10 protein-coding genes are annotated in these 12,980 nt (G+C 62.0%); 8 read left to right on the top strand and 2 right to left on the bottom strand.

The genetic code is table 11. The annotated features are described in order from the left end of the window. The first annotated feature begins 35 nt into the window (after positions 1–35). The 5 genes from hutU to ABVN19_RS26295 all read left to right on the top strand — a co-directional run bounded on the left by hutU (position 36) and on the right by ABVN19_RS26295 (position 6,150). Positions 36–1,712 (top strand): urocanate hydratase, encoded by a 1,677-nt coding sequence (hutU, locus tag ABVN19_RS26315; RefSeq protein WP_264652471.1) that lies wholly within the window; start codon positions 36–38, stop codon positions 1,710–1,712. Positions 1,713–1,738: 26 nt separating this feature from the next. Then, positions 1,739–2,905, top strand: coding sequence for a CoA transferase (locus ABVN19_RS26310; RefSeq protein ID WP_028944350.1), 1,167 nt, complete (start codon positions 1,739–1,741; stop codon positions 2,903–2,905). Beyond that, positions 2,895–4,037 (top strand): acyl-CoA dehydrogenase family protein, encoded by a 1,143-nt coding sequence (locus ABVN19_RS26305; RefSeq protein ID WP_105642193.1) that lies wholly within the window; start codon positions 2,895–2,897, stop codon positions 4,035–4,037. Before ABVN19_RS26310 ends, ABVN19_RS26305 begins: the two co-directional genes overlap by 11 nt. Before the next feature lie 95 nt (positions 4,038–4,132). Next, positions 4,133–5,545: a cytosine permease gene (locus ABVN19_RS26300; protein ID WP_028944352.1), complete on the top strand. Its 1,413-nt coding sequence runs from the start codon at positions 4,133–4,135 to the stop codon at positions 5,543–5,545. 11 nt (positions 5,546–5,556) lie between these two features. After that, positions 5,557–6,150, top strand: coding sequence for a TetR/AcrR family transcriptional regulator (locus ABVN19_RS26295; RefSeq protein ID WP_105642192.1), 594 nt, complete (start codon positions 5,557–5,559; stop codon positions 6,148–6,150). A 61-nt stretch (positions 6,151–6,211) separates the two neighbouring features. Here the strand turns inward: ABVN19_RS26295 and ABVN19_RS26290 are convergent, their stop codons facing one another. Both ABVN19_RS26290 and ABVN19_RS26285 read right to left on the bottom strand, forming a co-directional pair. Beyond that, the gene (locus ABVN19_RS26290; RefSeq protein ID WP_051270555.1) at positions 6,212–7,465 is read right to left on the bottom strand and encodes an amino acid permease; all 1,254 of its coding nucleotides are present in this window, start codon (positions 7,463–7,465) and stop codon (positions 6,212–6,214) included. 263 nt (positions 7,466–7,728) lie between these two features. Continuing rightward, complete coding sequence (locus ABVN19_RS26285; protein WP_028944355.1) at positions 7,729–8,739, bottom strand: NAD(P)-dependent alcohol dehydrogenase; 1,011 nt, start codon at positions 8,737–8,739, stop codon at positions 7,729–7,731. A gap of 143 nt (positions 8,740–8,882) precedes the next feature. On the opposite strand from ABVN19_RS26285, the gene ABVN19_RS26280 reads away from it, so the two are divergent. From ABVN19_RS26280 to ABVN19_RS26270, 3 genes are all read left to right on the top strand, one after another. Further along, positions 8,883–9,383, top strand: a complete 501-nt coding sequence (locus tag ABVN19_RS26280; RefSeq protein WP_028944356.1) for a sigma-70 family RNA polymerase sigma factor — start codon at positions 8,883–8,885, stop codon at positions 9,381–9,383. Next, positions 9,384–10,331 carry a FecR domain-containing protein gene (locus ABVN19_RS26275; RefSeq protein ID WP_028944357.1) on the top strand — a complete coding sequence of 316 codons (948 nt, stop codon included), beginning with the start codon at positions 9,384–9,386 and terminating at the stop codon, positions 10,329–10,331. A gap of 106 nt (positions 10,332–10,437) precedes the next feature. Beyond that, positions 10,438–12,909: a TonB-dependent receptor gene (locus ABVN19_RS26270; protein ID WP_105642191.1), complete on the top strand. Its 2,472-nt coding sequence runs from the start codon at positions 10,438–10,440 to the stop codon at positions 12,907–12,909. Positions 12,910–12,980 lie beyond the last annotated feature (71 nt).

Raw genomic sequence — 12,980 nt, 5'->3', positions numbered from 1 at the left:
CCAACATTCACCTACCACTGAATGAGGCAATGACCATGACCACCAGTACTCGCAAGCGTGACGTCGAAATCCGCGCAGCCCGCGGCAACAAGCTCACCGCCAAAAGCTGGCTGACTGAAGCCCCGCTGCGCATGCTGATGAACAACCTCGACCCGGAAGTGGCAGAGAACCCCAAGGAGCTGGTGGTTTATGGCGGCATCGGCCGCGCTGCACGCAACTGGGAGTGCTACGACAAGATCGTCGAGAGCCTCACCAACCTGAACGACGACGAAACCCTGCTGGTGCAGTCGGGCAAGCCGGTCGGCGTGTTCAAGACCCACAGCAACGCCCCGCGCGTGCTGATCGCCAACTCCAACCTGGTGCCGCACTGGGCCAACTGGGAACACTTCAACGAACTGGATGCCAAGGGCCTGGCCATGTACGGCCAGATGACCGCCGGCAGCTGGATCTACATCGGCAGCCAGGGCATCGTCCAGGGCACCTACGAAACCTTCGTCGAAGCCGGTCGCCAGCACTACAACGGCAGCCTCAAGGGCAAGTGGGTACTGACCGCAGGCCTGGGCGGCATGGGCGGTGCCCAGCCACTGGCCGCGACCCTGGCCGGTGCCTGCTCGCTGAACATCGAATGCCAGCAGAGCCGCATCGACTTCCGCCTGAGCAGCCGCTATGTCGACGAGCAAGCCAAGGACCTGGACGACGCCCTGGCCCGTATCGCCAAGTACACCGCCGAAGGCAAGGCCATCTCCATCGCCCTGCTGGGCAACGCCGCCGAAATCCTGCCGGAACTGGTCAAGCGTGGCGTGCGTCCCGACATGGTCACCGACCAGACCAGCGCCCACGACCCACTGAACGGCTACCTGCCAGCCGGCTGGACCTGGGAACAGTACCGCGACCGCGCCCAGACCGACCCGGCTGCCGTGGTCAAGGCTGCCAAGCAATCGATGGCCGTACACGTCCAGGCCATGCTCGATTTCCAGAAGCAGGGCATCCCGACCTTCGACTATGGCAACAACATTCGCCAGATGGCCAAGGAAGAAGGCGTCAGCAATGCCTTTGACTTCCCGGGTTTCGTACCGGCCTACATCCGTCCGCTGTTCTGCCGCGGTATCGGTCCGTTCCGCTGGGCGGCACTGTCGGGCAACGCTGAAGACATCTACAAGACCGACGCCAAGGTCAAGGAACTGATCGCCGACGACGCCCACCTGCACAACTGGCTGGACATGGCGCGCGAGCGCATCAGCTTCCAGGGCCTGCCGGCACGTATCTGCTGGGTTGGCCTGGGCCTGCGCGCCAAACTGGGCCTGGCCTTCAACGAAATGGTCCGCAGCGGCGAGCTGTCGGCGCCGATCGTCATCGGCCGCGACCACCTGGACTCGGGCTCGGTGTCCAGCCCCAACCGCGAGACCGAGTCGATGCAGGATGGCTCCGACGCCGTCTCCGACTGGCCACTGCTCAACGCCCTGCTCAATACCGCCAGCGGCGCGACCTGGGTTTCGCTGCACCACGGTGGCGGCGTCGGCATGGGCTTCTCCCAGCACTCGGGCATGGTGATCGTCTGCGACGGTACCGATGAAGCGGCCGAGCGTATCGCTCGCGTACTGCACAACGACCCGGCCACCGGCGTCATGCGTCACGCCGATGCCGGCTACCAGATCGCCATCGACTGCGCCAAGGAACAAGGCCTCAATCTGCCAATGATCGGCAAGGCTTGACCCCTAACCATCGAGGAGCCTGCACCATGACCAGCAGCCCGTTTACCCAACAACTCAAAGGCGTTCGCGTACTGGACCTGAGCCGGGTCCTGGCCGGGCCGCATTGCACCGCAATGCTCGCCGACCTGGGCGCCGACGTCATCAAGTTCGAGGTACCCGAGCACGGTGACGACAGCCGCCACCTGGGCCCGTTCAAAGAGGGTGAGAGTGTCTATTTCGGCTTGATCAATCGCGGCAAGCGCAGTGTCGAGATCGACTTCAAGGACACTGCCGAGCGTGCCCGCCTGTATGAACTGGTCCGCGAAGCGGACGTGGTCGTCGAGAACTTCCGCCCAGGTGTCACTCAACGCCTGGGTATCGATTTCGACACACTCAAACAACACAATCCGCGGCTGATCTACGCAAGCATTTCCGGCTTCGGCCAGCACGGTCCGCTGTCACGCAATCCGGCCTATGACATCGTCGCCCAGGCGATGTCCGGGCTGATGAGTGTCACCGGATTTGCCCAGACCGGCCCGACCCGCAGTGGCGAATCCATTGGCGACCTGTGCGCCGGCGTCTATGCAGCGTGGGCGATCAGTTCGGCGTTGTTCGCCCGCGAGCGGCATGCACCCGGAGCGCAGTACATCGACGTCGCCATGTTCGATGTGCTGTTCAGCCTGCAAATGACTGGCCTGTCGGGCTTGTTCGCCACTGGCGTGACGCCGGGGCTGGTAGGTAACCGACATCCGATTTCGACACCGTTCGATACCTATCGCGCAGCCGATGGCCTGGTGGTGATCGCGGTCGCGAGCGACAAACTGTTCCAGCGCTTGTGTGAATGCATGAGCAAGCCCGCACTGGCCCGCGACCCACGCTTTGCCGAAGACCCGCAACGCACCTTGAACGAGCCTGCGCTACGCGCAGAAATCGAAGACTGGACCCGCGCGCTCACCGTCGAGCAGGCCTGCGACCTGCTGCTCGATGCGGGTGTGCCCTCATCCCCTGTCTGGACCCTCGCCCAGGCCGCCGAAAGCGAACAGGCCAACGTTCGCCAACTATTGATTCGACCCGAGGGCAGCGCACTGCCACTGGTGCCGCAACCGGTTTTCTTCAATGGCCATAAACCCCACGCCACCACCCTTGCCCCTCGTCTGGGTGCGGACAACCAGGCATTCGGACTGCGCAAACAGGAGCTTTCCCATGAACTTTGAACTCGACCAGGTTGAACTCGCCATTGTCGAAACGGCGGAAAAACTTGCCCGCGAAGTCATCCAGCCACGTGCCCAGCATTACGATGAAAGCGAAACGTTCTGCGCCGAAAGCCTGCAAGCATTGGCCGAATTGGGCGGCATGGGTATCAACCTGCCGGAAGCGTACGGTGGCCTGGGCATTGGCAGCCTGGCCATGAGCCGCGTAGTGGAGGCGGTGGCAGGCGCTTGCGCCTCGACCGCGTCGGCCTTGACCGCACACTTCCTGGCGACCGACTCGATTCTGATTGGTGGTACTGAGGCGCAGAAACAGGAATGGCTGCCGCGTGCTGCCAGCGGCGAACTGCTCGGCGCCTTTGCCCTGACGGAGCCGGCAGCCGGCTCCAACCCGGCTGACATGCGTTGCAGGGCACAGCGCGAAGACGGCGGCTGGCGTGTACGCGGCAGCAAGCACTACATCACCAATGCCCGCGAAGCAGGTTTTATCGTGCTCTATGCCAAGACCGATGCCGATGCCGGGCACAAGGGCATCAGCGCCTTCCTCATTCCACAGGGCACCGCCGGCATCAGTTTTTCCAGCCCGGAAAAAACCATGGGCTTGCGCGGCAGCACCATCTACGAACTGTCCCTGGACTGCTGGTTGCCCCAGTCAGCGTTGCTCGGTAACGAAGGCGCTGGCTTCAGCACTGCCATGGAGGTACTCGACCGTGGTCGTGTCGAGGTTGCAGCCATGTCGCTCGGCATCGCCAATGCCGCCCTGCAAGCAAGCCTGAGCTGGGTTCGCGAGCGCCAGATCGGGCCCAAGCCGCTGGCTGCCTACCAAGGCACGCAATGGCGCCTTGCCGATATGTACGCCCACCTGGAAAGCGCCCGCATGCTCACCTGGAAGGCTGCGGCCCGACGCGACAGTGGTGAGCGATTCAGCCTGGACTCGGCCACCGCCAAGCTGGTTGCCGCCGAATGCGCAGGCTTTGTTACCGACGCGGCCCTGCAGTTGCATGGCGGCTATGGCTACATTCGCGACCTGCCGCTGGAGCGCTATGTGCGTGACGCGCGAATCCTGCGGATTTTCGAAGGCACCTCGGAAGTGCAGAAAATCATCATCTCGCGCAGCTTGCTCGACGCCCACCGCTGATCCAGTGAAAACCGGGGCCTGTTCTTCAGGCCCCCTCCTTAGTGTTTCAACCACGAGACGGCGCTCGTATCGAACGACGCCTGAGAGGAACCGCCATGTCCGCCTCCAAAGAAAGTGCGCAGCGCAAGACGTATATAGAACGGCGTTCCATCGACTACATCCCCGAATCAGAGCGACATGGACGACTGCTCAGCCAGTTCACCTTGTGGTTCGGCGCCAACCTGCAAGTGACCGCCATCGTCACCGGCGCCCTGGCGGTTGTTTTGGGTGGGGATGTGTTCTGGTCACTGATCGGCCTGCTTATCGGGCAACTGCTGGGCGGCGCGATCATGGCGCTGCACGCAGCGCAAGGCCCGCAACTGGGCTTGCCACAGATGATTTCCAGCCGCGTGCAGTTTGGTGTTTTTGGTGCGGTGATCCCCATCGTTCTGGTGTGCATGATGTATGTGGGGTTTTCCGCCAGTGGCTCGGTGCTGGCAGGCCAAGCGATCGGCCAGTTGATCAATGTCAGTGACGCTAGTGGCATCCTCATTTTTGCGGCACTGATTGTCGTGCTCACCGTGTTGGGCTACCGGACCATCCATTGGATCGGCCGGCTGTCGAGCGTCATTGGTGTAGTTGCGTTCTTCTATCTGTTCTATCGCTTGCTGTCTGCTCATGACATCGGTGAACTGCTGGACAACCGGCACTTTTCCTTGAGCAGCTTTTTGCTGGCAATCTCACTTTCGGCCTCCTGGCAGATCGCCTTCGGCCCTTACGTAGCGGACTATTCACGTTATCTGCCAAGAAACACTTCAGCCTTGAAAACCTTTCTGGCCGTGGGCCTGGGCTCGGTCATCGGCACGCAGATTTCAATGGTCTTCGGTGTATTTGTCGCGGCCCTCGCCGGCGATCAGTTTGCGGGCCATGAGGTGGCTTACATCGTCGGTATGGGTGCCAGTGGCGCAGTCGCTTCGCTACTTTTTTTCAGCATCGTATTCGGCAAGGTGACCATCACCACGCTCAACGCTTATGGCAGCTTCATGTCATTGGCGACGATCGTCAGCGGCTTTCGCGGGCACCAGGAAATCTCCCGAAGCCTGCGCCTGGTCTACATCATGTTCATGGTCGGCCTGGCCACCGCGCTGGCACTGCTAGGACGGCATTCGTTCCTGCATGATTTTTCAGCCTTCATCCTGTTCCTGCTAGCTTTCTTCACCCCCTGGAGCGCCATCAACCTGGTCGATTTCTACCTGGTGACCAAAGAGCGCTACGACATTCCCGCACTTTCTGATCCAGATGGACGATACGGCCGCTGGAACATTCCCGGTATCGTCATCTACGCCTTGGGCGTGGTGATCCAGCTGCCCTTCATTGCGACCAGCTTCTACACCGGGCCACTGGTCGAGGTGCTGGGTGGAACCGACATCTCGTGGCTGATCGGGCTGACCGTGCCAGCCCTTGTCTACTACCTGGTGGCCCGTAACTCGGTGCAACGGATTCCCGCACAGCTGATTCTTCCTGATTGACGGAGCCCTTCATGCTTGCAGCCATCACGACTACTCCCAGCGCCCGCGACCGACTGGTTGACGCTGCCCTGGAGCTCTTTGCAACTCACGGCTTCCAGGCCATCGGCCTGCGTGACCTGGCCGCGCACGTAGGGCTGCAGGCGGGCTCTTTGTACCATCACATTGAAAACAAACAGTGCCTGCTGTTCGAGCTGATCGAGTCCGCCCTGGCAGACCTGCTCGCCGATACCAAACGTCGGATCAAAGGCGCCAGCACGACAGGCGAACGGGTACGTCGCTTCGTTCAGGCATTCGTCGCCTTCAGCCTGAATGAGCAGCACAAGCTGGTGCTGATCACCCGGGAATTGGTCAATCTCGATGAAGAAAACAAGCAACAGGCGAACACGCTCAAAGCAGCTTATTGCGCACAGCTCCAGCTCATCATCAGCGATGAACTTCAGAACAGTGCCCACCCTCAAGCAGAAATCACGCTGCTCACTCATGCCGTGATCGGGATGCTGTACGGTCAGGCACAGTGGAGTGACGAACAGCTAAACGAGCAGCAGCTCACAGATGTCCTCACACGCTGCGCCCTGCGCATGATCTCCAGCGACAAGCGTGTGTGAGGCAATAAAAAAGGCCGGTGCATCACTGCACCGGCCTTTCCACAACAACTGCCCCGAAGCCTTACCAGCCGCCAGGCAACCAGCCAAACGCACTGGCAATCGCATACATCATGCTGCACAGGTACAGGATCACCACCAGCACCTGGATCAGCGGATGGGCAATCCAGCCACACTGCCAGGCAGGGACGATGTCGCCGTTCTTGCGGGCCGAGCGCAGCATCAGGATCGGCATGATCGACAGGATCACGCCGCTGAACACGCCGGCAAAATACAGCGCGTTAACAAAGCCGACCATGCCGCTGTAGGCCAGGATGAACGGCGGAACGCAGACGATCGCCAGTACCAGCAGGCGGTTCTTGGGGTTGCTTTCCGATCCCAGGCTCTTGAACTTGTCGAAGATGTTGGTCAGGAAGCTGCCGCCCAGGCCCCAGTACGAGGTCATCATGGCGCACAGGGCGAAGGTGTTGGCGGTGTAGAACGCCCACTGTCCCAGGGCCTGGCCCCAGGCCAGGGTGGCGACTTCGGTCTGGTTTTCCAGGCCGTTGAGTGCAATCACCGACATCGGCACGATGGCCAGCAGGATGAAGGTGATGACCATGCCGGTGATCACCGCAATCGGCAGGCGCTTGGGCGCATGGCTGAAGCCGCGGGCCATTTCCGGTACGACGTACTGCGCCGAGAAGCAGAATACGGCGATGTTGAACACTGGGATCATGTAGATCCAGCTACCGTCGAACAGGTTGCCGAAGTCGGTTTTTTCGTTGATCAGAGTCGCAATCACCAACACCAGGGTCATCGAGACCATGCCGATACTGATGAACTTCTCGCCCTTGCCGATGGCCTTCAGGCCCAGGTACAGCACGAAGGCTGCAGGCAGGAAGAACAGCAGGCTGCCGATGGCCGGGCTGATGCCAAAGAACTCGCTGAGGATCTTGCCGCTGCCGCTCATGTACGCGGTGAGGGCGCCAATGCTGTTGACCGCTACCGACAGGAAGATCGCCCAGGCTCCGAACGAGCCGACATAGCGCTGCGCCAGGCCACTCAGTTGGTGGTGGCTGCGAGTACGCAGGGTCGTTTCCGAGACATAGAGCATCGAGATGGTGGTGAAGACACCGGCCACGGCCAGCCACAGCAGCAATGGCATGTAGCCGGCCAGGCGGCTGGCATAGGCCATCGACAATACGCCGGCACCGATGTTGGTACCCACGATCATTGCCACCGCCTCGACGAACGTCAGGCGTTTGACCTCAAGGCCCGAAGATTCAACCACGGACGGGTCAGCACCGCCCACGGCGGTGTTGGGGGTTGCACTCATGATCACACTCACTACGTATTTGTATTTATTACCGGATGCACCTGAAGCGATGCGTCACAGGCCCAATGGGCGCTGTGCCATGGATTTCTCGAGCGGCGGGCAAAATATCACACAAGGTGTTTGAAATAACACCCAGACAAGGCGAAAGAGTGTGATTCGGAAATTTCTGAAAAATTCTTGAAAAGCAGAGGGTTAGTGAATTTCGAGGAAGCAGATCGGGGTCAAGCCCGACTAATGTCGGGCTGACTCAAGGGGAAGGTTGATCAGAATTCCAGGCAGATCTTGCCGAAGTGCTGGTTGCTTTCCTGGTAGCGGAACGCCTCGACGATCTCTTCCAGGGCGAACGACTTGTCGATGACCGGACGCATGCCATTGGCGTCGATGGCACGCACCATCGCCTGCTGTTGCTCCCGGCTGCCGACCAGCACACCCTGCAGGCGAATCTGGCGTACCAGTGCTTGGATCAGCGGCAACTGCCCTGCTACACCGGTGAGAATGCCGATCAGCGAGATGTGGCCACCGATGGCCGCCGCGATCATCGACTGCTCCAACGTGGCCGGGCCGCCCACTTCGATCACATGGTCGACACCGCGGTTGTTGGTCAGCTTGCGCACGGTTTCGCCCCAGGTTGGGGTCTTGCGGTAGTTGATCAGGTGATCGGCGCCCAGGGCCTTGAGGCGTTCGAGTTTTTCGTCGCTGGACGAGGTGGCAATCACCGTGGCACCGGCCAGCTTGGCGAACTGCAGGGCGAAAATCGAAACACCACCGGTGCCCTGTACCAGCACGGTGTCACCAGGCTTGAGCGAGCCGTCTGCCATCAATGTGCGCCAGGCCGTGAGGCCGGCAGTGGTCAGGGTGGCGGCCTCGGCATGGCTGTAGCCTTTGGGCGCATGGGTGAATGAGGTGGCGCGGGCCGTCACCTGCTCGCGGGCATAACCGTCGATGCCGTCACCGGGCACCGTGGCGAAGCCCTCCACCTGCGGGTGGCCGCCCTGCCAATCGGGGAAGAAGGTGCTGACCACCGCATCGCCTACCGCAAACTCGCTAACCCCTTCACCGACCGCTGTCACCACGCCCGCGCCATCGGCCATGGGAATGCGCGGCTCGGCGGGGCCCCACATGCCGCTGACCACGGCAAAGTCGTGATAGTTGAGCGAGTTGGCATGCAGGCGCACGGTAATCTCGCCAGCCTTGGGTGCGGCTGCCTCGCTGGTACCGACCTGAACCTTGTCGTAACCGCCGCCCGCCTGGACGTAAATGGCCTTGCTGGTCATGGGTAGCTCCTGAGTGATCGGGTAAATAGCTGTTCAGTCTTTGCCCGCGTTTTACCCAGGTCAAGCGCCCCCTCTTGCGAAACATCCTGACAAACTACAATAATGCGAGTAATTATCAATTACTCGCATGGGTTGTGCCGTTCATGCCTGCTCCCGATCACGCTGCCCTGCATACGCTCTACAGCGAACACAACGGTTGGTTGAAGAACTGGCTGCGTGCCCGCCTGGGTAATGCCAGCGATGCCGCGGACCTCGCCCAGGACACCTTCATCCGGGTGATGACCGCACGCAATGTTCACGCCATTCGCGAACCGCGCAGTTACCTGGGCGCCATCGCCCATGCGCTGATGGTCGACAAGTTCCGCCGCAAGGCGCTTGAGCAGGCCTACCTTGCCGAACTGGCCAGCCGCCCCGAGCGGCTGGCCGACTCCCCGGAAACCCGCTTGCTGATCCTCGAAACCCTGGTGGCCGTCGATACCCTGCTCGATGGCCTGGGCGAACGTACCCGGCAAATCTTTCTGGCCGTTCAGTTGGAGGGCCTGAACTATGTCGCCACCGCCGAGCGCATGGGCGTATCGGTCACCACGGTGAAGAAACACCTGATCCGTGCCATGACCCACTGCCTGCTGCTGACGGACGACTGAATGGCCCAGCCCCTGGATTACCGCACCCTGGAAGCCGCCGCAACCTGGTACGTGCAACTCAATGCCAAACAACCCAGCGAAGCGCAGCTCAACGCCTGGCAAGACTGGCTAGGCAAGAACCAGGCCCACGCCCAGGCCTGGGCCCGGGTAGAGAAGCTGCAACGACAGCTGGGCAACCTGCCTGCCGACGTTGCCTTGCCGACCCTGGCCGGGGTTCGTGCGCGTCGGCGCGCCGTGCTCAAGACCCTGGCCATGCTCATGGCCGTCGGTGCCACCGGCTGGGCCGTGCGTGAAAGTACCCCGGGCCAGGCAATGATGGCCGAGCTGCGTACCGGCAAGGGTGAGCGTCGGCACATCAGCCTCAGCGACGGCAGCCTGCTTGAACTCAACACTGACAGCGCCGTGGATATCCACTTTGACGACGAGTATCGCCAGGTGCGCCTGTACCGTGGCGAAATCATGGTGCAGACCGCCAGCGATCCTGCCGCCCGCCCCTTCGAGGTGCAGACCGCCGAAGGCCGCGTGCGCGCCTTGGGTACGCGCTTCAGCGTGCGCAGCGATGCTGGCCAGAGCCAGGTCAGCGTGCTGCAACACGCCGTGGAAATCCGCCCTGTGGAAAACCCGCTGCTGATGCTGCGCCTGGAGGCCGGTCAGTCCGCCAACTTCGACAAACAACGCATCGGCCCTGCCCGCTCCGCCGCGCCCGGTACCGGAGCCTGGACCCAGGGCATGCTGACGGTGATCGAATGGCGCCTGGCCGACTTCGTCAGCGAACTGAACCGCTACCGCCCTGGGGTGCTGCGCTGCGCGAGCGAGGTTGCCGACCTGCGCCTGTCGGGTGCCTTTCGCATCGACGACACCGACACCATTCTGGAAAACCTCAGCGCCTCGCTGCCCGTCAAAGTGCGCTACCTGACCCGCTACTGGACCCGCATCGAACCTGCCTGAACAATTTTCACCAAAGGGGTTGCCGATTTTCATTCTCATTCGGCTACGCAGGTAAAGCAGCATTTTCAAGCTGCCCCTCTGCCCAGCCAATCGAAGGAAAACCTGCATGACCCGCACTTGCCCACGGGCGCCCCGCCCTCTGGTTCGCGCCGTTCACCTGGCGCTGTTTGGTCTGACCCTGACCCCGCTGCCGATGCTGGCGATGCTGCCGGCCCAGGCGCAGGCGCAAAGCGCCAGTACCGCATTCCAGATTGCGCCGGGCCCGCTGGGTACCACCCTGAGCCTGTTCGCCACCCGCGCCAACATTACCCTGTCGTTCGACGCCCGCCAGACCCAGGGCCGCCAGTCGGCCGGGCTGCAAGGCAACTATTCGGTGGAAGAAGGACTGGTGCGCCTGCTGCAGGGCAGCGGCTTGCAGGCCCAGCGCCAGAGCAACGGCGGTTATGTACTGGTCCCTGTGAACAGCAGCGGTGCGCTGGAGCTGGGGGCGACCAGTATCAACGGCCAAGTGCTGGGTGAAACCACCGAGAACACCGGCTCCTACACCACGGCAGCGACCCGCACGGCAACCAAACTGCCGCTGTCGATCCGTGAAACACCGCAGTCGATCACCGTGGTCACCCGCCAGTTGATGGACGACAAGGGTGCCCAGAGCATCTCCGACGTACTGCGCAGCACCCCGGGTGTCTCCGGGCAGACCTATGACAGCGACCGGGTCGACTTTTCCAGCCGCGGCCAGGTGATCACCAACTACCAGTACGACGGCGTGAATACCATTTATGACGGCGTGTACGGCGAAGGCACCGCCCATGTCGACATGGCCATCTATGACCGGGTCGAAGTGCTCAAGGGCGCGACCGGCCTGATGACCGGCTCTGGCGACCCCTCCGCCACGGTCAACCTCATCCGCAAGAAACCCACCGCCCAGTTCCAGGCCTCGCTTGCCGGCAGCGCCGGCAGCTGGGACAACTACCGCGGCGAGGGTGATGTGTCCGGCCCGCTCAATGACAGCGGCACCGTGCGTGGCCGCTTTGTCGGCGCGCAGCAAGACAAGCAGGGTTACCAGGACCACTACCAGCAGAAAAAAGAGGTGTACTACGGCATCCTCGAAGCCGACATCACCCCCGATACCCTGCTCACCGTCGGTATCGACCAGCAGACCACCACCCCGCGCGGCTCCTCCTGGACCGGCAACCCGGTGTACTACACCGACGGCGGCCGCACCGACTTCTCGCGCTCGTTCAACCCGGGTGCCGACTGGAGTCGCCGCGACTTCCAGAACCGTACCTACTTCGCCTCCCTGGAGCAGGCGCTGGTCAACGATTGGTCGCTCAAGCTCAGCGTCAACCAACTGCAGAGCGATCACGACACCCGCCTGGCCTCGGCCAGTGGCGGCAGCCCGGACCGCGACGGCAATGGCATGTTTTTCTTCTGGGGGCGCTGGGAAGGCCATCGGGTGCAGAACAGCGCCGACCTGAACCTCTCCGGCCCCTTCAGCCTGTTCGGTCGCCAGCATGACCTGGTGGTTGGTTTCAGCACCTCCCACTCACGCCAGACCGGCAGCACCTGGGACACCAGCGAATTCGCCATGGTGCCGGGCAGCATCTTCGACTGGAAAGGCGATATCGGCGTGCCCGACTTCCCGAAGAACGGCAAGTACGAGCAGCAGAAGAGCCAGAACGGCGCCTACATCGCCACCCGCCTGCGTCCGACCGATGAGCTCTCGTTGATCCTCGGCACCCGGGTCAGCACCTTCAAGTACCACGACGACTACAACTACGACGGCCTCAACCCGATCTTCCAGGACAACTCGGCCAGCTACAAACAACATGGCGTGGTCACCCCCTACGCCGGCGCCGTGTATGACCTCGACGACACCTACTCGGTGTATGCCAGCTACACCTCGATCTACCAGCCACAGACCAACAAGGACAGCAACGGTTCGACCCTGGACCCGGTCGAAGGCGACAGCTACGAAGCCGGCTTGAAAGCGGCGTACTTCGACGGCCGGCTCAACGCCAGCCTGGCGGTCTTCCGCATCGAGCAGGACAACGTTGCCGAGTCGATCGGCTCCAATCCGTTCACCAACGAAGGCATCTACAAGGCAACCGACGGTGCGACGACCAAAGGCGTGGAACTGGAGCTCGCCGGTGAACTGATGGAGGGCTGGAACCTGTCGGCCGGCTACACCTATGCCCGCACCCGCGACGCCGACGAGCAGCGCATCTATGGCTTCCCGATGAGCACCAGCAAGCCTGAGCATCTGGTGCGGATGTTCACCACCTATCGCCTGCCGGGGGTGATGGACAAGGTAACCGTCGGTGGCGGGGTAAACTGGCAGAGCGCGTTCTACGGCAAGATCTACAGCGGTGCGGTGAACGACTACACCTACATCAAGCAAGGCGGCTACACCCTGGTCGACCTGATGACTCGCTACCAGTACGACGAGCACCTGAGCTTCACGCTCAACGCCAACAACGTGTTCGACAAGCGCTACCTGAGCGGGCTGGGCAACTTCGACACCACCTACTACGGTGAAGCCCGCAACGTGATGCTCACCACGCGCTGGGATTTCTGATGCATTTCGCGGGGCAAGTCCGCCCCCACCAGGCGACGACACAATTGCCCGGTGGGAGCGGGCTTGCCCCG

The sequence above is a fragment of the Pseudomonas vranovensis genome (genome assembly GCF_040438935.1).
Lineage (GTDB): Bacteria > Pseudomonadota > Gammaproteobacteria > Pseudomonadales > Pseudomonadaceae > Aquipseudomonas > Aquipseudomonas vranovensis.
The sequence above is the reverse complement of the archived record's forward strand: the minus strand, read 5'-3'. Positions and strand labels throughout refer to the sequence as shown.